Here is a 19,801-nt window from a genome sequence, read left to right as displayed (position 1 = left end):
GTGTGGAAGGCGGCGCCTTGGGCGCTCGTGTCGTCTTGCGTCGGGCGGCGGCGAAGCGCCGTCAGTCGAGCGGCGAGAACGCCGTCGGCAGCAGGATCTTGTTTTCCATGGTCTCGATCAGCGCCTGGATCTTCGGCAGGAAGGTGAGCCAGGCGGGATCGGCGTTCAGCCGCGCCCGGCGGGCGGCGCGGTCATCGAGGCTGGCATAGGCCCAGATGTGGACGATCTCGTTCAGCGGGCTGATCTCGCTGGTGAAATAGCCGACCAACTGGCCGAGATGGCTCTTCTGCAAGGCGATGCCTTCTTCCGCCACCAGCTTCACATAGGCGGGGACGGCGCCGGTCTTCAGCCGGTAGGTACGCATCTCGTAGAGCATGGCTTGGCCTCAGCGCATGACGAAGGGGTCGTCGATCGGCGCGTCGGAGGTGCGCAGCCAGACCGATTTGGTGCGGGTGTAGTCGCGGATCGATTCCGCCCCGCCCTCGCGCCCGAGGCCGGAGAGGCCATAGCCGCCGAAGGGCACGATGGGAGAAACGGCGCGGTAGGTGTTGACCCAGACGATGCCGGCGCGCAGACGGCGGATGAGCCGGTGGGCGCGGGTGAGATCGCGGGTGAACACACCGGCGGCGAGGCCGAACGGGCTGTCATTGGCTTTGGCGATGGCGTCCGCCTCGTTCGCGAAGCCGATGACGCTGAGCACCGGGCCGAACAGCTCTTCTGCCGCGCAGGGCAGCTCATTGCCGGCGCAGGCGAGGATGGTGGGAGCGTAGTAATTGCCGGAGGCGAACCCCTCCGCCCGCTGCCCGCCGGTCACCAGCGCGGCACCGGCTTTGAGGCTGGCGGCGACGACCTGTTCGATATGTGCGAGCTGGCGCGCGGTGGCGAGCGGGCCCATCTCGGTCGCCGGGTCCTGCGGGTCGCCGATGCGGATGCGGCGCGCCTTCTCGGTGAGGATGGCGAGCAGCTTGTCGCGCACGCTTTCCTCGACGAAGAGGCGCGAGCCGGCGACGCAGCTCTGGCCGGAGGCGGCGAAGATGCCGGCCACCACGGCATTGGCGGCGCTTTCCAGATCGGCATCGGCGAACACCAGCACCGGCGATTTGCCGCCGAGTTCCAGCGTCGTATAGGCGAGGTTTTCCGCCGTGTTGCGCACCACGTGGCGGGCGGTGGCCGGCCCGCCGGTGAAGGCGACGCGGGAGACGAGCGGATGGGCGGTCAGGGTGCGCCCGCATTCCTCGCCGAAGCCAGTGATTATGTTGACGACGCCGGGGGGAAAGCCGGCCTCGTGCACCAGCCGGGCGAAGGCGAGCAGCGGGGCGGGGCCTTCCTCCGACGCCTTCAGCACCACGGTGCAGCCCGCCGCCAGCGCCGGGCCGAGCTTCACCGCCGAGAGGAAAAGCTGCGAGTTCCACGGCACCACGGCCGCGACGACGCCGATGGGCTCGCGGCGCAGCCAGGCTTCCATATCCGGCTTGTCAACGGGCAGGTGGGCGCCTTCGACCTTGTCAGCGAGGCCGCCAAAATAGCGATAATATTCCGCGACATAACCGATCTGCGCCCGGGTCTCGCGGATGATCTTGCCGGTGTCGCGGGTCTCAAGCTCCGCCAGTTCCTGCGCATGGGCGGCGACGAGATCGCCGAGCTTCATCAAGAGCTTGCCGCGCTGGGTGGCGGTGAGGTTCGCCCATTCCGGCGCGTCGAAAGCGCGGTGGGCGGCTTCCACGGCGCGGTTCACGTCGGCGCTGGTGGCCGCCGGCATCACCGCCCAGGGCTGGCCGGTGGCGGGGTCATCGCTCTCGAAGCTGGCGCCGCCGGTGACGAAGGCGCCGTCGATATAAAGCCGGAAATCGTCGCGCAGCGCGGTCATCGCTTCATCCTCACGCAAAGGCCGGCATCACGTGGCGGATGAAGCGGTCCAGCGTCTTCGCCTTGCGCGCATGGCTGATGCCGGCGTCGATCCACAGCGAGAACTGGTCGAAGCCGAGCGCCTCATAGCCCTTCAGCCGGGCGATCACCTCGTCGGGCTCGCCGATGACGAGATTCTTGCGCACCACCTCCGGGGCGAAGTGCGGGGCGGCGGCGCGCTCCTCCGGGGTGAGCGGCGCCATGATCGCCTGATGGATCGGCCGCTTATTGGCGAACCAGGCGCCGAACAGCCCATACCAGGCGGAGAGATCGTCGGCGAGCTGGTCAGCCTCGGTGGGGGAATCAGCCACGAAGCAGTGCTGCAGCAGCATGATCTTCGGGCGCGGCACCTGCGGGTGATCCGCGACCGCCGTGTTGAACCGCTCCATCAGGCTCGCCACCTCGCCATCGCCCGAGGCGAGCGGCGTCACCTGCACATTGCAGCCATTGGCGACGGCGAAGGCGTGGCTGTTGGGGTCGCGCGCGGCGATCCAGATCGGCGGGCCGCCGTGCTGCACGGGCTTGGGCGACGCGGTGGAGGTGGGGAAGCTCCAGAACTGGCCTTCATGGGCGTAATCGCCCGCCCACAGCTTCTTCACCGCCGGCACCAGCTCGCGCATGCGCAGCCCCGCGCCCATGGCGTCGAGGCCGGGCAGCAGGCGCTCATATTCGAAGACATAGGCGCCGCGCGCGACGCCGAGATCGAGCCGGCCGTCGCAGGCGATATCCATCATCGCCGCCTCGCCGGCGAGCCGGATCGGGTGCCAGAACGGGGCGATGACATTGCCCGTGCCGAGGCGGATGGTCTTCGTCTTGGCCGCGAGATGGGCGAGCTGGATGAAGGGATTGGGGGCGATGGTGAAATCCATCGCGTGGTGCTCGCCGATCCACACCGTCTCGAAGCCCGCGCCCTCGGCGGTGAGCGCCAGTTCCTCCAGCTCGGCGAACAGCCTGGCATGGGGAATGGCGGGATCGGTGCGCTCCATATGGACGAAGAGGGAGAACTTCATGGCGGTGATCCCGGTGTCTCAGCCGTGCGGCGCGGGGGTGGCGAGGGGATGGACGACGCCCTGCGCGGCATCGCCGACATAGATGCCGAACGTGTCCTCGCGGCGCTCGCGCAGATAGCGCGCGAGCATGGAGCGCGTCGCCTCGTCCGGCAGGCGGGCGAGATCGACCGCGTCGAGCGGCACACGCACCGCGCCCGCCGACGCGGAGGGGGTGCCCTCGAAGCTGCCGCGGTAATAGAGCGACACGGTGGGAGGGGCGTCGCCCGTGCCGGGCGTCTCGAACACAGCAAACAGGAAGCCGAGCCGTCCCTCGACGCCGAGCCGGGCGAGCGCGCCGCGCAGGCTGCGCGGGTTGGCGGCCGGCTCCAGGCAGGAGCCGGTGGGCAGCGACAGGCCGCCCTTGCCGTCTTCCACCATCAGCAGCGCGCCGTCCGCTTCCAGAATGGCACCGACGCGAGCCGGCTCGTCGCGCCTGGCCAACGCCTGCAGGCCGAGCGAGACATCGACATAGGCGCCGCGGCAATAGCCGAGCGGGGCGACATCGCGCGCGCCGAAGCCGCGGACATGGCCGATGAGGATCACATGGTCGCCGGCTTCCACCACCTCGTGGCGCGTGCAGTCGAACCATGCCGCCGCGCCAGAAATGACCGGGCTGCCGGCCGGCCCGAGCTGCCAGGGCGCGCCGGCGAACTTGTCCGGCGATTTGGAGGCGAACAGCGCCGACACGTCCTTCTGCTCCACCGCCAGCACGGAGACGGCGAAGTGATCGGCGGCGGAGAACACCGGGAAGCTCGACGCGGTTTTCGCCAGGCAGACGAGGATCAGCGGCGGATCGAGCGAGACGGAGGAGAAGGAATTGGCGGTGAAGCCGCGCATCTCGCCCTCTTCCGTTCGCGTCGTCACCACGGTGACGCCGGTGAGGAAGGCGCCGAGCGCGCGGCGGAACGCTTTGGCGTCGAACGGCGCGGCCGGCGCGGCGAGGAAGGCGAGGAGCCGCGCGTTCACCTCGGCGGGATGGGTCAGCGTCATCATATGGCGCGCGCCAGCCAACACCACGGCGGCGCCGTGCGGGGCGAGCGCCGCCATCGCCCGCGACATGGCGGGGGTGGAATTGGGATCGCCCTCGGCGGTCATGAACAGCGCCGGCATGGCGAGGCCGGCGAGCCGGTCGCGATGGGCGTCGTCCGAGGCGGCGAACAGCGCATAGGTGCGGGCATAGCCGACGGGATCGCCGGACGCGAGCAGAGCGGAGACCTGCGCCGCGCTCGCCTCAAGCTCCAAAGGCACCGGCGCGCCGAACCAGCGCGCCACGGCGGCTTCATGCGAGGCGGCGCGGCCTTCCGCCTCCAGCGAGCCGGCGCGGGCGGTGACGACCGCGCGCTGTTCCGGCGTGCGGCAGAACACGGCGTTGAGCGCGGCGACGGCGCGCACCCGGGCGGGATGCGCCAGCGCCACCTCCAGCGCCACCAGCGCGCCCATGGAATGGCCGACCAGCACGGCGGAGGGCAGGCCCAGCCCGTCCAACAGCGCGACGACCTGATCGGCGTAATCGGAGAGGCGCGCATCCTCCGGCGGCAGGCTGGAGCCGCCATGGCCGGGCATGTCGAGCGCGACCACGTCGTAAAGCGCCGCCAGCGCGTCGATCTGCGGCGCCCACACTTCGCTCGCCATGCCGACGCCATGGATCAGCACGACGGCCGGGGCGCCGGCCACGCCCGCGCGGCGATAGGCGACCTGCGCGGGGGCGCCGTCGCGGCCGGCAGAGGCGAGGAGGCGCCGCTCAGCCATGGGAGCCGCTCGCCGGGGCGGCGTCGAGGCCCTGGGTGGAGCCGAGTTCCTTCAGGTCCTGATAGCGGTCGCCGATGCGGTGATGCGGGCGCCCGCCAATGGAGGCGCCGAGCGCGACGACGATTTCGTCCGGCGCCGGGGCATCATTGATGGCGAACTGGATGGTGAGGTAATGCGAGCGGCGCCCCTCATCCAGCTTGTCCATCAGCGGAATGGCGATGGAAGCGTTCGGCCCGCCGCGCGTATTGGTGAAGGCGAGATAGCTCTTGGCGCCGACCGCCTTGCGGTAGTGATTGCCGAAGCGCAGCGTGTGGATCAGCGCCGAGGCGTGCTCCACCTCGCCGGACGTGCCGACGATCGCCGCCTTGCCATAGGCTTCCACCGCCTCGCCCGAGCCGGCCATGCGCAGGATTTCCTCGGTCAGCAGCGCGCCGAGCTGGGGGGCGATGTCGTGAATCTCCGGCTTCAGGTCTTCGACAAAGCCGCGCCCCGCCCACGGATTGGTGAGCACCGCCGCCGCCGCATAGAGCCGCAGCGGCGAGGCGGCGGCGCGGCCGCCCTCGATGAAGGTGGTCTCGGCATAGGTGACGAGCTTGCGCAGCTGCAACGGCATGATCTGTCTCACGAAAGACGGGCTGAGCGGCGCCGTGCGGGCAGTCGTCCAGCGACGATGGCTTCAAGTTCCGTATGATGGTATACCATAAGACAATCGAGTCAATTGTCATCCCGCGCCGCTCGGGCGACAAGAGGCGGGAACGGAGACAGAGATGGTCGCGACAACCGAATCCACCGCTGCCGGCGAAGAGATGAAGGTCGAGCGCAGCGTGCCGACGCTGCGCAGCCTGACGCTGGAAAAGATGCGCGACGCCATTCTCGATTTCCGCTTCAAGCCCGGTGAGCGGCTGGTGGAGCGCCAGCTGTGCGAAAGGCTGGGGGTGAGCCGCAGCGTGGTGCGCGAGGTGCTGCGCCATCTCGAAGCCGAGGGGCTGGTGGAAACCATTCCGCATCAGGGCCCGGCCGTGACCAAGCCCGACCCGGCGCAGGCGGCGCAGATCTATGAAATCCGCGCGCTGCTGGAGAGCGAGGCGGCGCGGGCCTGCGCGCTCAACGCCCCGGAGGCGGCGATTGCCGAGCTTGGCGGAGTGATCGACGAGATCGACGCCGCCTTTCGCACCGGCAGCCCGCGCGAGGTGCTGCGGCGGACCACGGAATTCTACGAGAAGCTGTTTGTGGCCGCCGGCAAGGAAGTGGCGTGGGAGGTGGTGCGCTCGCTCAATGCCCGCATCAACCATCTGCGCTCCATGACCATCGCCCAGCAGGGCCGCCATGCCGACGCCATCGCCGAGATGCGGCGCCTCCATGGCGCGCTTATGCAGCGGGACGGGGAGGGCGCCTATGAGGCGAGCCGCGCCCATGTCGCCACGGTCGCCCGCCTCGCCGGCGCCATCCTCGCCCGCATCTGAGCGCGCCTCCCCCAACGCGACGGCTTGCCAGCCGTGCCGCGCGCCGGCTATCTCCCCCGGCCCGCGCGAGGGCAGGGGAAGAAGGGCGGCACGCATGGACCCGATCAACCGCGTACTCGGCAGCCTGCCGGCGGACCTCATCGTCACCGACCCGGATGTGGTCGCGCGCTATCTCACCGATTTCCGCCGCTTCCGCACCGGCGCCGCCCGCGCCGTGCTGCGCCCGCGCTCCACAGTGGAGGTGCAGGCCATCGTTGCGCTGTGCGCCGAACACCGGGTGCCGCTGGTGCCGCAGGGCGGCAACACCTCCTATTGCGCCGCCGCCACGCCCTCGTCCGACGGCGGGGAACTGGTGCTGAGCCTGGAGCGGCTGAACGCCGTGCGCGCGATTGACGCCGCCAATCTCTCGCTCACCGCCGAGGCCGGCTGCGTGCTGAGCGTGCTGCAGGAGGCCGCCGACGACGCCGGGCTGATGCTGCCGCTCGATCTCGGCTCGCGCCAGTCCTGCCAGCTCGGCGGCACGCTCTCCACCAATGCCGGCGGCATTTCCGTGCTGAAATACGGCATGGCCCGCGACCTCGTTCTGGGGCTGGAAGCGGTGCTGCCGGACGGGCAGATTCTCGACGTGCTGCAACCGCTCCGCAAGAACAACACCGGCTATGACGTGAAGCAGGTGCTGCTCGGCGCCGAGGGCACGCTCGGCATCATCACCGCCGCCTCGCTGAAGCTGGCGCGCAAGCCGGCGCAGACGGTGACCGCCTTCCTCGCCGTCGAGGAGATTGGCGCGCTGACCACGCTGCTGGCCCGGGCGCAGACGCTCACCGGCGAGAACATCACCTCGTTCGAATATGTCTCGCATCATTCGCTCGGCCTTCTGCTCACCGCCCAGCCGGGGCTGCGGCATCCGCTGGAGACGGCGGCGCCGCATTATGTGCTGATGGAGGCGCAGAGCTGTTCGCCGCTGCTGGGGCTTGAGGAGGCGATGGCCGCCTTTCTCGAAGAGGCAATGGGCGAGGGCTGGGTGAGCGACGGCACGCTGGCCAATGGCGGGCAGCAGCGCGACCAGCTCTGGTACTTACGCGAGCATATTCCCGAGGCGGAAGTCGCCAATGGCGGCTCGCTCAAGCACGATATTTCCGTGCCGACCTCGGCGCTGCCGGACTTTATCACGCGGGCCAGCGCGCTGGTGGAGGAACAGGGCGCCGGTGGGCGGCTGTCCATCTACGGCCATGTCGGCGACGGCAATGTGCATTTCAACGTCGTCGCCCCGGTGGGGGCGGAGCCGTCCGTTTACAAGCCGTGGTTCGAGCGCGAGGTGTCGCCGCGCCTCTACGACCTCGCCGTGGCGATGGGCGGGTCCTTCGGGGCGGAATACGGCATCGGCACCGTCAAGCTCGACCTGCTCGACCGCTATGGCGACAAGGCCAAGCTGAGCCTGATGCGGGCGCTGAAAGCCGCGCTCGACCCCGCCAACATCATGAACCCCGGCAAGGTGGTGCGGGGCTAGCTGGCGGTGCCCGCGCCGGGCTGCCAGTCGGTCATGGCAAGCACATGGCCGCCGAGCTTCTGGAAGGCGCGCTGGCGGCAGGAGAAGACGATGATCTGCTGGTCGCGCGACTGGCGGTGCAGCGCGTCGAACATGCGCTCGATGCGGTCATCGTCGGAATAGACCAGCGCGTCGTCGAGAATGACCGGCGCCGGCCGCCCGTCGCGGGCGAGCAGACGGGCGAAGGCGAGGCGGGTGAGCACGGAGAGCTGCTCGCGCATGCCCCCGCTCAGCCGTTCCACCTCCTCCTCATGCCCGTTGCGGCGCAGCGTCTGCGGGAGCAGCGTCCTGTCGTCGAAGGTGATGGCGGCATCGTCGAACAACAGCCCGAGCAGCGGCGAGAGTTCGGCCATGACCGGCCTCAGATAGAGATCGCGCGCCTGCGCCCGCGCCGCCTCCAGCGCGGTGGCGAGGCGCTGCAGCACCCGCACCTCGGCCTTGAAGCCTTCCGCGCGGGCGGTGGCGGCGGCGAGCGCCTCTTTCGCCTCGCCCCACATTTCCTCCACCGCCTCGTCCGCGCGGGTGCCGATCTGCGCATTGAGCCCGGCAAGGGTCTCGCGCAGCGTCGCCGCTTCCTTCGTCGCGGCTTCCTCCACCGAGCGGGCACGGCGCAGCGCCGCCTCGGCCGTGGCGAGATCGAACGCGCCGGCGCGGTGGCGCTGCATCTGCGCTTCGGCATCCGTGAACAGGCGTTGCAGCTCGTCGCGCCGGCGCGCCAGTGCGTCCGCGCGGGCCGGGCGCGCGTCCTCCGGGCCGAGCAGGGCCGCGATCTGCGCGTGCTCGGCCTTCAGTCCGGCAAGCGCCGTTTCCGCCTCGACGAACGCCTCGTCGGCGCGGGCGCGCAGCGGCTCGGCCGCCCGCAGCGCCTGCCGGGCGAGGGCGCGCCGCTCCTCCGCCGCCGCGAGGGCGGCGCGCAGCGCGGCGGGCTCGTCCTCGGTTTCGGGCAGCTCCGCGCCGAGCCCGGCGCCCGCGGCCACCTCCTCGCGCAGCCGTGCCAGCCCTTCCGGGGCGAGCAGGGCGAGGCGGGCCGGCCCCTCGCGCCGCTCGGTTTCGATCTGCTGCGCCCGCATCTGCCGGGCGCGGGCGGCGGCGAGGTCCTCGACCCCCAGAGCGGAAAGCAAGGCGCGGTGGCGCGCCTGCGCCTCTTTGAGCCGGCTATCGGTCGGCGCAGCGCGGTTGGAACGCAAAGTGAGCGTACCGAGGCCGGGCAGGGTGAGCCGCGCCTGCCCGTCATAGCCACGCTCCTCGCCCTCGCCCAGCGGCGTGCCGTCCATGAGCAGGGGGGCGGCGTCGGGCGCGTATTCGATGGTCACCGAGGGGCGTGCCGCCTCTTCCACCGCGCGGCGTTTGGCGATGTCAATCTCCAGCGCCTGCAACTCGTCGAGGCTGCCGGGCGGCAGCTTGGCGAGGGCTAGCGCGGCATCGGCGGCTTCCAGCGCCTGCCGTGCCGCTTCGGCGGCGGCGAGCCGCTCGGCCAATGCCGCCTGCCGCGCCCGTGCCTCGCGCGCCGTCGACGCCGCCTCGGCACGGGTGAGACGCTGGCGCGCCGCATCCTCCGCCGCTTCGGCTGCGACAAGCTCAGCCTGCACCCGTTGCAGCTCCGCCCCGGCGGACTGGCGCCGCGCCACCGCCGCCGCGCGCCGCTGCTCGGCCTCGGCCATCGCCGCCGCATGCGCCTGCGCCGTGGCGAGCACGTTGCGATAGGCGGTGAGTTCGCGCTCGGCGGCATCGCGGCGCTCGCGCGCCAGCCCGGCCTCGGCCTCGGCGGCGCGCAGCGCCTCGCCCTGCGCCTTGGCGGCGTCGAAGGCGGCCTGCGCGCTCTCCACCGCGCGGTGCCGCGCCTGCCGCTCCTCCTGCTGGTCCAGCTCGGCGAGCCGCTTGAGCGCCTGCGCGCGCCGGTCCAGCGCCTCACGCAGCGCCCGCACATCGGCGGCCAGCCGCTGCTCCTGCTCGATCAGGCCGTCGCGCGCGTCGAGCGCGGCGGCGTAGCGCCCACCGGCCTTGGGCCGGCCGGTGGCGGTGACGAGATCGGCCAGCGCCGCCTGCGTCGCCGCCATGATCTCCGCCATGCGCCGCCCGCCGGTGACGGCTTCGACCTCGCCCTGCACCGATTCCAGCAGGCTGGCGCGCACCTGCTTCTCGCTGTCCTCTTCCGATTTGCTGCGCTTCTCGATGCCGGTGAGGCCCTGCCGCACCCAGAGCAGCCCGGCCGGCCCGGCAGTGCCGCCCCGGATCAGCCCGGCGATGAAGGCCTCCGCCTCGTCCGCCTGCGCCAGCAACCGGCCGGAGGCGAGATCGGTGACGCGGGCGAAGCGGCCGCCATAATATTGCTTGGTGAGACGGAAGCGGCCCGCCTCGGTGGCGATGTCGGCCTCCACCAGCGGGCTGCCGCCGCTATAGGGCCGCAGCCGCTGCACATCGCCCGGCGTGCCGGAATGCGGCTGGAAGAACAGCGCGTGCAGCGCCTCGAAGCTGGTGGACTTGCCGAATTCGTTCACCGCGCACAGCACGTTGACGCCGTCGCCAATGTTCTCGATGGCGACTCCACGCTGGGCGAAGCGCTTCACATTGAACAGCCGCAGCGCGGAAATCTTCATGGTGCGCTCGCCTGTGCCAGGGAATAGAGCCGTGCCAGCGCGGCACGGGCCACGTCGCGTTCCTCGGCCGAGCGGGCGAGGTCGCCCGCTTCCGCCAGCAGCGCATCGGCCGCCGCGCGCAGCGCGCCGCCCCGGTCGATGCGGTCGAGGTCATCAGGCGCGCAGGCGGTGGCAAGGCCGGCGGCGTCGAGGTCTAGAAAGGCGAAGTCCGGCGCGGCGGCGGCGACCGCGCGCTGCAGCGCCGCCTGCCCTTCCAGCCCGGTGCGGCCGGTGGCGACGAGCCGGGCCAGCGTCTGCCGGCGCGCGCGTTCTTCCGGCAGCAGCGCTGCCAGCGCCGCTAGGGGGTCGTCGCCCTCCAGCAGATGCAGGTCGAGTTCGCGCCAGGCGAAGCTCGCGGTCGGGAGGGCCTGCACCTCCGGCAGCGCGTCGACACCGGCGAGACCGACCGCCAAGGCCGTGCCCGGCGCCGCGTGCTTGAAGCGGTCCGGCTCCGGCGTGCCGCTGTAGCGCGTGCGCGGGTCGACCTCCACCGCCCCGTGCCAGTCGCCGAGCGCGAGATAGGCGAGGCCGGCGCGGCGGGCACGGTCTGGGGCGATCACGTCGCCCGCCACCGCGTCCTCCGAAAACGAGCGGATGGCGCCATGGGCGAGACCGAGGCGCAGCGTGCCCTCCGGGGTCGGTTGGGCGTCCATCCACTCCGTGAGGTCGCGGCCGGGCCGGCGGGTGGTGCAGGGGGCGGGCAGCAGCACCACGCCCGGGGCGAGTTCGAGCGGCCGGGGCTCGGTGGCGAGGATCACATTATCAGGCGCTTCCGCCTTCAGCGCCGCCCAGAGCGGCGCCGCCTGCAGCGAATCATGATTGCCCGGCAGCAGCACCCACCGGAGCGGCGCGTGGTGGCGCATTTCCGCCAGCGCCTGCCGCCGCACCTCCGGCGCGGGGGTCTCGGTGTCGAAGCTGTCGCCGGCGAGCAGGATGGTGCCGGCGCCCTGTTCGCGCGCGTGCTGCGCCAGCCGGGCGATGACGCCATGGCGCGCCTCGCGCAGCCGGCCGGGCAGATCGCCGGCGAAATTGCCGAAGCGCTTGCCCAGATGCAGGTCGCTGGAATGCAGGAAGCGGAACATGGCGCGCCGGGTGTGACGAGGGATGCGGACAACCGGGGTCCCCCAGCGCGCCGCCCTTGTCAAGCGGCGGGACGGCGGCCCGGCCGCCCCTAAAGGCGACCGGGCGGTCTCCGCTCAGGCGCGGCGCTGGTTGTACACGTCGAGGCAGACGGCGCCGAGCAGCACCAGCCCCTTGATCACCTGCTGGTAGTCGATGCCGATGCCCAGAATCGACATGCCGTTGTTCATCACGCCCATGATCAGCGCGCCGATGACCGCCCCGCCGACACGGCCGACGCCGCCATAGGCCGAGGCGCCACCGATGAAGCAGGCGGCGATGACGTCGAGTTCGAAGCCGAGGCCGGCTTTCGGCGTCGCGGTGTTGAGCCGGGCGGCGAAGACGAGGCCGGCCAACGCCGCCAGCACGCCCATATTGACGAAGGTGAGGAAGGTCAGCCGCTCGGTCTTGATGCCGGAGAGCTTCGCCGCCTTCTCGTTGCCGCCGACGGCATAGATCTGCCGGCCAATGGTGGTGCGGGTGGTCACGAAGGCATAGAGCGCGATCAGCGCCGTCATGATGACCAGCACATTGGGCAGGCCGCGATGCGAGGCGATGAGATAGGCGAAATAGAGAATGACCGCGAACAGCAGCGCGTTCTTGGCCAGGAAGAAGCCATAGGGCTCGGTGTGGATGTGGTGGGCTTCCTGCCGGGCGCGGCCGCGGAAGTTCAGCCACACCATCGCCAGCGCCAGCATGGCGCCGATGGCGAGCGAGGTGGGGTAGAGGTTGCCGGCATCGGGGATGAGTTCCGGGATGAAGCCGGAGGACAGCTTCTGGAAGGTGGGCGGGAAGGGCCCGACCGACTGCCCCGCCAGGATCGCCAGCGCCAGCCCCTTGAACACCAGCATGCCGGCCAGGGTGACGATGAAGGACGGGATTTTGAAATAGGCCACCCAATAGCCCTGCGCCGCGCCGATCAGCCCGCCCAAAGCGAGGCAGATCAGCGTCGCCGGGATGAAATGCAGGTCGAACTTCACCATCAGCACCGCCGCCACCGCGCCGATGAAGCCCGCCACCGAGCCGACCGAGAGGTCGATATGGCCGGTGACGATGACCAGCAGCATGCCCAGCGCCATGATGACGATGTAGCTGTTCTGCAGCACGAGATTGGTGAGGTTGAGCGGGCGCAGCAGCGTGCCGTTCGTCACCACCTCGAAAAAGATCATGATGGCGAAGAGCGAGATCAGCATCCCGTATTCGCGCAGATTGTTTTTCAGGAAGCCGGCGTGGCTCGCCTTGTCCTTGAGAGCGGTGTCGCTCATGCCAATGCCTCCATGGGGCGTTGCTCTCCCTTGCGCATGATGGCGCGCATGATCTTCTCCTGCGAGGCCTCCGCGCCGGGGAACTCGCCGACAAAGGCGCCCTCGTTCATCACGCAGATGCGGTCGCAGATGCCGAGCAGTTCCGGCATCTCGGAGGAGATCACCACCACGCCCTTGCCGGCATCCGCCAGCTCGTTGATGATGCAATAGATTTCATACTTGGCGCCGACATCGATGCCGCGCGTCGGCTCGTCGAGGATCAGCACCTTGGGGTCGGTGAACAGCCATTTCGACAGCACCACCTTCTGCTGGTTGCCGCCGGAGAGCTTGCCGGTTTCCTGGAACACGCTGTGGCAGCGTATGCGCATGCGGGCGCGGTAGTCGGAGGCGACGCGCAATTCCCGCATGTCGTCGATCACCCGGCCCGGCGCGACGGCCGGCAGATTGGCGAGGGTGACGTTCTTGCGGATATCCTCGGCCAGCAGCAGGCCGAGCTGCTTGCGGTCCTCGGTGACATAGGCGAGGCCGGCATCGATGGCGCGGCGCACGGTAGAGAGGTCCACCTCGCGCCCCTCCATCTCCGCCCTTCCGCTGATCTTCTGCCCCCAGGAGCGGCCGAAAATGCTCATGGCGAATTCGGTGCGGCCGGCGCCCATCAGCCCGGCAATGCCGACGATCTCGCCGCGCCGCACCTCAAAATCGACGTTGCGGATCACCTGCCGCTCGGAATGCAGCGGGTGATAGGCCGACCAGTCCGTCACCTTGAAGATCGGCCCGCCAATGTTCGGCTCGCGCTTGGGGTAGCGGTGTTCGAGATCGCGATCGACCATCTTGGAGATGATGCGGTCCTCCTCCACCGCGCCCTCATGGCAGTCCAGCGTGTCGACGGTGCGCCCGTCGCGCAGCACGGTGATGCGGTCGGCGACCTTGGAGACTTCGTTCAGCTTGTGCGAGATGAGGATGGAGGCGATGCCCTGCGCCTTGAACTCCAGAAGGAGGTCGAGCAGCGCGGCGCTGTCCTTTTCCGACAGGCTGGCGGTGGGCTCGTCGAGGATCAGCAGGCGCACCTTCTTCGACAGCGCCTTGGCGATCTCCACCAGCTGCTGCTTGCCGACCCCGATATTGGTCACCAGCGTGTCCGGGGACTCGTCGAGCCCCACCTTGGCCAGCAGTTCCTGGGTGCGCTTGTGCACCGCGCCGCGGTCGATGACGCCGAAGCGGCCGGGCGGGTTGGCGATGAAGATGTTCTCGGCGATGGAGAGCAGCGGAACCAGCGCCAGTTCCTGGTGGATGATGATGATGCCCAGCGCTTCGGAGTCGGTGATGTCGCTGAAGCGGCGCTCCTCGCCGTCGAAGACGATGGCGCCCTCATAGGAACCGTGCGGGTAGACCCCGCTCAGCACCTTCATCAGCGTCGACTTGCCCGCGCCGTTCTCGCCGACAAGGGCATGGATCTCGCCGGGCCGGACGGCGAAGGTGACATCGCTCAGCGCCCGCACACCCGCGAAGTGCTTGCTGATGCCCTGCATTTCCAGAAGAGCGTTCATGGATCGGTCCAAAGGCCGGGGCCGCGCCGGCGGGGTGCCGGCGCGGCGTTCGGCAGGTAGGGGGATCAGTTGATCTGGCCGGGCTTGTAGTAGCCGGAGCCGATCAGCACGGCTTCCCAGTTGCTCTTGTCGACGACGACCGGCTTGAGCAGGTAGGACGGCACGACCTTGACGCCGTTATTGTAGGTCTTGGTGTCGTTGACCGTCGGCTCCTTGCCGGACAGGGTGGCGTCGACCATGTCGGCCGTCACCTTGGCGAGTTCGCGCGTGTCCTTGAAGATGGTGGAATACTGCTCGCCGGCGAGGATCGACTTCATCGACGGGACTTCCGCGTCCTGGCCGGTGACGACGGGCATCTTCATCTTGCCGGAGCCATAGCCCACGCCCTTGAGCGAGGACAGGATGCCGATGGACAGGCCGTCATAAGGCGAGAGCACGCCGTTGAGCGTCTTGTCGGAGTAGTAGGCGCTGAGCAGATTATCCATGCGGGCCTGGGCGGTGGCGCCGTCCCAGCGCAGGGTCGAGACCTTGTCCATGCCCATCTGGCCGGAAGCGACCTTGAGCGTGCCGTTGTCGATCAGCGGCTTCAGCACGGACATGGCGCCGTCATAGAAGAAATAGGCGTTGTTGTCGTCCGGCGAGCCGCCGAACAGCTCGATGTTGAACGGGCCCTTGTTCTCGGGATAGCCGAGGCCCTTGAGCAGCGACTGCGCCTGCAGCACGCCGACCTGGAAATTGTCGAAGGTCGCGTAATAGTCGACATTCGGCGTCTCGCGGATCAGGCGGTCATAGGCGATGACCTTGATGCCCTTGTCATGCGCCTGCTTCAGCACGTCCGACAGGGTGGTGCCGTCGATGGAGGCGATCACCAGCACCTTAGCGCCCTTGGTCACCATGTTCTCGATCTGCGAGAGCTGGTTGGGGATGTCGTCCTCGGCATATTGCAGATCGGTGTTGTAGCCGCGCTCCTTGAGCACCTTCACCATGTTGTCGCCATCGGCGATCCAGCGGGCGGAGGATTTGGTGGGCATGGCGATGCCGACCGTGCCCTTGTCCGCCGCCGAGGCGGGGAGGGCGAGGGCCAGCGCGCCCAGCGCGAAGGCGGTTGCGGAGAAAAGCGTCGTCAGGCGTTTCATCGTCAGCTCCTTGAGCGTTTCAGCTTGGGTGTTTTCAACGGCCGCCTTGGGCGGTCCGGATTGTTGGCGGGGAAGCCCGCAGGAAGGCGCGCGGGTCATCCGCCGCCTCGTGTCTCGATCGGAAAGGCCGCGTCATAGGCCGCGACCATGGCCCGCGCCTTCGCCCGCACCTCGGCGGCGGTGGCGCCGGGCCGGTACAGGCTGGAGCCAAGGCCGAAGGTGCGGATGCCGGCCGCCGCATAGGCAGCGAACTCGTTCTCGCCGACCCCGCCCACCGCGCCCACCACCGTGCCCGGCGGCAGCACCACCGAGATCGCCTGGATGATCGACGGCCCAAGCAGATTGGCGGGGAAGAATTTGAGCCCCGACGCCCCGGCCTTCAGCGCGGCGAACGCCTCCGTCGGGGTCAGCACGCCGGGCATGGTCACCATGCCGTGGCGGGCGGCGCGGGCGATCACCTGCGGATCGACATTCGGGCTCACCATCAGCCGGCCGCCGGCATAGTTGAGCAGGTCGACCTCCTCGATGGTGAGCACCGTGCCGGCGCCGATGAGCACGCCCTTTGGCGCGAGGCGGGCAGCGGTCTCGATGGAGGCGAAGGGGTCCGGCGAGTTGAGCGGGATTTCGATCGCCTCCAGCCCTTCCTCGATCAGCGCGCCGACAATGGCTTCCGCCTCCTCCGGGCGCAGGCCGCGCAGAATGGCCACCAGCCCGCGCCGCAGCTGCGGCCAGGGCACGCGGGGAGCGAAGGGGGCGTTCATTCGGTGGTCCTTTCCGGCCGGAACGCCTTGAGGGCGGCGGCGTGCAGACCGGCGCGCACGCAGTCCTCGGCGTCGTGGAGGGTGACGGCGGCGAAGCCGGCGCGTGTCAGCGCGGTGCGGTAGAGCGCCGCCGCCGCGCCGGAGGCGATGAGCGCGACCGGGCAAGCGCCGGCAAAGTGCCGCGCACCCGCCAGTTCCGCGCCGATGAGCAGGCCGGACAGCCGCGCCAGTGTCGCCTCCGGCGACGTGCCCTCCAGCAACCAGCCGGCCCGCAGGCGAAACAGGTCGCGACCGAGCAGCTCCGGCGCGGCGAGGCCGTCATCGACGCCGCGCACGAAATACGTCGAGGCGGGGTCGACGGGCGGCGCTACCTCCACCGCCGGCGCGACGACGGAGCCGCTGCGCAGCAAATGGAACAGTTCGCCGGTGAGAAAGGTGGCGAAGCCGGTGACCGTGCCGCCTTCCACCCTCACCCATTTGCAATGGGTGCCGGGCAGGCAGGCGACGCCTTCGAACCCGTCGCGGATCAGCGGCAGAAGCTGGGTTTCCTCCCCGCGCATGACATCGGCCCCCGCCGCGCCACGCTGGGCAATGCCGGGCAGGATGCGGATGAGCCGCCGCGTGGAGGGCACATGCGCCGCCTTCTCGGTCAGCCCGTCGAGCCCGGCGGGGGTGGCGACATAGGCCGCCTCCACCCAGCCGGCGCGCGAGCCGACCATGCCACACATCATGACCGGCACGCCCTCGGCGATGCCGAGCGCGTCGAGATGGGCTTCCAGCACGCGCTCGAACCCCTCGGCACCCGACGCCGCGAGCCCCTGCGCGCTGCGCCGCTCGGCCCGCACCACGCCGTCGAGGTCCAGCGCCCACAGGCGGAAGCTCGACGTGCCCCAGTCCACCACAATGTGCGAGACGCCGCCCATCACCGCGCTCCCAGCCGGACGTGCGGCTCGGCGCGGCCTTTGGCGCCGATGTCGAGAAGGAAGGTGCGGCCATGCTCCGGGTCGCCGGCGCGGGCGACCTCATTCATGTCCTGCCAGGCGGAGGTGACGAGCACACGGTCGAAACCCGGCCCGACAAAGACCGGGCAGCTGGTCTGGTGCGCCGGGGTGGGCACGCTGCGGACGAGATCGCCCGCCGGGGAATAGGCGTTGAGCCGCCCCCCGCCCCAGATGGCGCACCAGATCAGCCCCTCGGCATCGGTAACGGCGCCGTCCAGCCCGCCTTCGCCGGCATGGCGGTGCAGCAGGGTGGGCGCTTCCAGCGGCAGGCCGGAACCGGGATCGAGCCGCACGCGGTAGAGTTCGCCGATCGCCGTGTCGGCGAAATAGCCAATGGCCCCATCGGGCGAGAAGCAGATGGCGTTGGGAATGGTGACGGCGGGGAACAGCGGGATCACCGCGCCGGCATGGAAGGCATAGACGGTGCCGGCGCCGGTCTCCGCCTTCCGGCCCATGGTGCTGAACCAGAAGGTGCCGGAGGGGTGGACGCGGGCGTCGTTGGAGCGGGTGCCGGGCTTGTCGGCCTCCACAGCGGCGAGCGTTTCCAGCCGGCCGCTCGCGACATCGCGCAGCATTAGCCCGGCCTCGGTGGCGAGCAACTGGCGCTCGGCATCGACAACAGCCAGCGCGCTCGCCATGACAGGCAGCGTGTGCACGGCGATATCGCCGGTCGCGAGCCGCGCCTCATAGAGCCGCTTCTCCACGATGTCGAACCACCAGGCGGTGTCGCGCGCGGCGTCATAAGCCGGTCCCTCGCCGAGATGGCAGCGCTCGGCGCAGATAAGGGTGAGGGACGCGGTCTCAGGAGCGGGCGCGCTAATGGTTGTCACGCGGCATCCCCTTGGTCTGGGCGATGCGCTGGTAGCGCACGGCGTTTTCCAGCACGGCGCCGGTTTCCAGCTGGCCGACCAGCCCGCGCTGGATTTCCTGCCACGGCGTCTGGCTGGCGGGGTAGGCATAGCCGCCGGCCGCTTCCAGCTCGGCGCGGCGGCAGGCGAGTTCCTCCTCCGGCACCAGCATGTTGGCGCTGTTGCGCTTCAGATCGATGCGCACGCGGTCGCCGGTGCGCAGCAAAGCGAGGCCGCCGCCGACCGCCGCCTCGGGCGAGGCATTGAGGATGGAGGGCGAGCCCGACGTGCCGGACTGGCGCCCGTCGCCGATGCAGGGCAGGGCATGGACGCCGGCCTTGATGAGGTAATCCGGCGCGCGCATGTTCACCACTTCCGCCGCGCCGGGATAGCCGATGGGGCCGGCGCCGCGCATGAACAGGATGCAACCATCGTCGATGGCGAGCGCGGGGTCGTCGATGCGGGCGTGGTAGTCCTCCGGCCCGTCGAACACGATGGCCCGCCCCTCGAAGGCGTCCGGGTCGTCGGGGTTGGAGAGGTAGCGCACGCGGAATTCCGCGCTGATGACGCTGGTCTTCATGATGGCGGAAGAGAACAGATTGCCGCGCAGCACGCGGAAGCCGGCCTTTTCCTTCAGCGGCTGGTCATAGGGGCGGATCACCGCCTCGTCCTGAATGCCGGCGTCGGCGCAGTTGGCGCCGAGGCTGCGCCCGTTCACCGTGAGCGCGTCCTCGGCGATGAGGCCCTGGCCCATGAGCTGGTTGACCACCGCCGGCACGCCGCCGGCATGGTAATAATCCTCGCCGAGATATTCGCCGGCGGGCTGGAGATTGACCAGCAGCGGCACTTCCTCGCCATAGGTCTGCCAGTCGTCAATGGAGAGTTCTACGCCGACATGGCGGGCCAGCGCGTTGAGATGGATCGGCGCGTTGGTCGAGCCGCCGATGGCCGAGTTCACCCGGATGGCGTTGAGGAAGGCGTCGCGGGTGAGGATGTCGGAGGGTTTCAGGTCCTCATGCACCATCTCGACGATGCGCAGGCCGGTGCGGTAGGCGATTTCCTGCCGGTCGCGATAGGGCGCGGGGATGGCGGCGGAACCTGGCAGCTGCATGCCCAACGCCTCGGCGAGCGAGTTCATCGTCGTCGCAGTACCCATGGTGTTGCAATAGCCGGTGGAGGGCGCGGAGGACGCCACCAGCTTGACGAAGCCGGCATGGTCGATCTCGCCCGCCGCCAGCAATTCGCGCGCCTTCCAGACGATGGTGCCGGAGCCGGTGCGCGCGCCCTTGTACCAGCCGTTCAGCATCGGGCCGACGGAGAGCGCGATGGCGGGAATGTTCACGGTGGCCGCCGCCATCAGCAGCGCCGGGGTGGTCTTGTCGCAGCCGATGGTCAGCACCACGCCGTCGAGCGGATAGCCATAGAGCACCTCGACCAGGCCGAGATAGGCGAGGTTGCGGTCCAGCCCGGCGGTGGGGCGCTTGCCGGTTTCCTGGATCGGGTGGACCGGAAACTCGATGGCGATGCCGCCGGCCTCGCGAATGCCGTCGCGCACCCGCTTGGCGAGTTCCAGATGATGGCGGTTGCAGGGGGAAAGGTCCGAGCCGGTCTGGGCGATGCCGATGATCGGGCGACCGCTCTGCAACTCCTCCTGGCTGAGGCCGAAATTGAGGTAGCGCTCGAGATAGAGCGCGGTCATGTCGATATTGTCGGGGTTGTCGAACCAGGCGCGGGAGCGCAGGGGCCGGTTGTTCTTGCTGGCTTTGTCCATGCGTC

Annotated in this window: 16 protein-coding genes; 2 read left to right on the top strand and 14 right to left on the bottom strand. The window is 69.8% G+C overall.

The window, feature by feature from the left end; all coding sequences use genetic code 11:
* Positions 1–61: 61 nt before the first annotated feature.
* The 5 genes from K9D25_RS15545 to K9D25_RS15525 are packed head-to-tail and all read right to left on the bottom strand — an operon-like array spanning position 62 to position 5,316.
* A complete protein-coding gene (locus K9D25_RS15545) occupies positions 62–376 on the bottom strand; it encodes an NIPSNAP family protein (RefSeq protein WP_244376528.1) in 315 nt (104 codons plus the stop codon).
* Between the two features lie 9 nt (positions 377–385).
* Positions 386–1,867, bottom strand: a complete 1,482-nt coding sequence (locus K9D25_RS15540) for an aldehyde dehydrogenase (RefSeq protein ID WP_244376527.1) — start codon at positions 1,865–1,867, stop codon at positions 386–388.
* A gap of 10 nt (positions 1,868–1,877) precedes the next feature.
* On the bottom strand, positions 1,878–2,915 hold the full coding sequence (locus tag K9D25_RS15535) for an LLM class flavin-dependent oxidoreductase (RefSeq protein ID WP_244376526.1): 1,038 nt from the start codon (positions 2,913–2,915) through the stop codon (positions 1,878–1,880).
* Between the two features lie 18 nt (positions 2,916–2,933).
* On the bottom strand, positions 2,934–4,703 hold the full coding sequence (locus K9D25_RS15530; protein WP_244376524.1) for an alpha/beta fold hydrolase: 1,770 nt from the start codon (positions 4,701–4,703) through the stop codon (positions 2,934–2,936).
* Entirely contained in the window at positions 4,696–5,316 is a 621-nt protein-coding gene (locus K9D25_RS15525; protein ID WP_244376522.1) for an amino acid synthesis family protein, read from the bottom strand. Before K9D25_RS15525 ends, K9D25_RS15530 begins: the two co-directional genes overlap by 8 nt.
* Before the next feature lie 154 nt (positions 5,317–5,470).
* Here K9D25_RS15525 and K9D25_RS15520 point away from each other — a divergent pair, with 154 nt between their 5' ends.
* Positions 5,471–6,166 (top strand): GntR family transcriptional regulator, encoded by a 696-nt coding sequence (locus tag K9D25_RS15520; RefSeq protein ID WP_244376520.1) that lies wholly within the window; start codon positions 5,471–5,473, stop codon positions 6,164–6,166.
* Positions 6,167–6,260: 94 nt separating this feature from the next.
* Positions 6,261–7,673 (top strand): FAD-binding oxidoreductase, encoded by a 1,413-nt coding sequence (locus K9D25_RS15515; protein ID WP_244376519.1) that lies wholly within the window; start codon positions 6,261–6,263, stop codon positions 7,671–7,673.
* Here the strand turns inward: K9D25_RS15515 and K9D25_RS15510 are convergent.
* The 9 genes from K9D25_RS15510 to K9D25_RS15470 all read right to left on the bottom strand — a co-directional run bounded on the left by K9D25_RS15510 (position 7,670) and on the right by K9D25_RS15470 (position 19,796).
* Positions 7,670–10,309: an AAA family ATPase gene (locus tag K9D25_RS15510; RefSeq protein WP_244376518.1), complete on the bottom strand. Its 2,640-nt coding sequence runs from the start codon at positions 10,307–10,309 to the stop codon at positions 7,670–7,672. The genes K9D25_RS15515 and K9D25_RS15510 overlap by 4 nt on opposite strands.
* Positions 10,306–11,430 carry a metallophosphoesterase family protein gene (locus tag K9D25_RS15505; protein ID WP_244376517.1) on the bottom strand — a complete coding sequence of 375 codons (1,125 nt, stop codon included), beginning with the start codon at positions 11,428–11,430 and terminating at the stop codon, positions 10,306–10,308. Before K9D25_RS15505 ends, K9D25_RS15510 begins: the two co-directional genes overlap by 4 nt.
* A gap of 114 nt (positions 11,431–11,544) precedes the next feature.
* Positions 11,545–12,732: a multiple monosaccharide ABC transporter permease gene (gene mmsB, locus K9D25_RS15500; RefSeq protein WP_244376516.1), complete on the bottom strand. Its 1,188-nt coding sequence runs from the start codon at positions 12,730–12,732 to the stop codon at positions 11,545–11,547.
* Positions 12,729–14,279 (bottom strand): multiple monosaccharide ABC transporter ATP-binding protein, encoded by a 1,551-nt coding sequence (gene mmsA, locus K9D25_RS15495; protein ID WP_244376514.1) that lies wholly within the window; start codon positions 14,277–14,279, stop codon positions 12,729–12,731. Before mmsA ends, mmsB begins: the two co-directional genes overlap by 4 nt.
* Before the next feature lie 65 nt (positions 14,280–14,344).
* Positions 14,345–15,415: a multiple monosaccharide ABC transporter substrate-binding protein gene (gene chvE / locus K9D25_RS15490; RefSeq protein WP_244376512.1), complete on the bottom strand. Its 1,071-nt coding sequence runs from the start codon at positions 15,413–15,415 to the stop codon at positions 14,345–14,347.
* Positions 15,416–15,510: 95 nt separating this feature from the next.
* Positions 15,511–16,176, bottom strand: a complete 666-nt coding sequence (locus tag K9D25_RS15485) for a 2-dehydro-3-deoxy-6-phosphogalactonate aldolase (protein ID WP_244376511.1) — start codon at positions 16,174–16,176, stop codon at positions 15,511–15,513.
* Positions 16,173–17,099 (bottom strand): 2-dehydro-3-deoxygalactonokinase, encoded by a 927-nt coding sequence (locus K9D25_RS15480; protein ID WP_244376510.1) that lies wholly within the window; start codon positions 17,097–17,099, stop codon positions 16,173–16,175. The genes K9D25_RS15485 and K9D25_RS15480 overlap by 4 nt, the downstream gene beginning before the upstream one ends.
* The gene (locus K9D25_RS15475; RefSeq protein ID WP_244376508.1) at positions 17,099–18,007 is read right to left on the bottom strand and encodes an SMP-30/gluconolactonase/LRE family protein; all 909 of its coding nucleotides are present in this window, start codon (positions 18,005–18,007) and stop codon (positions 17,099–17,101) included. The genes K9D25_RS15480 and K9D25_RS15475 overlap by 1 nt, the downstream gene beginning before the upstream one ends.
* The gene (locus K9D25_RS15470; protein WP_244376506.1) at positions 17,994–19,796 is read right to left on the bottom strand and encodes an IlvD/Edd family dehydratase; all 1,803 of its coding nucleotides are present in this window, start codon (positions 19,794–19,796) and stop codon (positions 17,994–17,996) included. The genes K9D25_RS15475 and K9D25_RS15470 overlap by 14 nt, the downstream gene beginning before the upstream one ends.
* Positions 19,797–19,801: the final 5 nt, after the last annotated feature.

It is taken from the genome of Ancylobacter polymorphus, from assembly GCF_022836935.1.
GTDB lineage: Bacteria > Pseudomonadota > Alphaproteobacteria > Rhizobiales > Xanthobacteraceae > Ancylobacter > Ancylobacter polymorphus_A.
The sequence above is the reverse complement of the archived record's forward strand: the minus strand, read 5'-3'. Positions and strand labels throughout refer to the sequence as shown.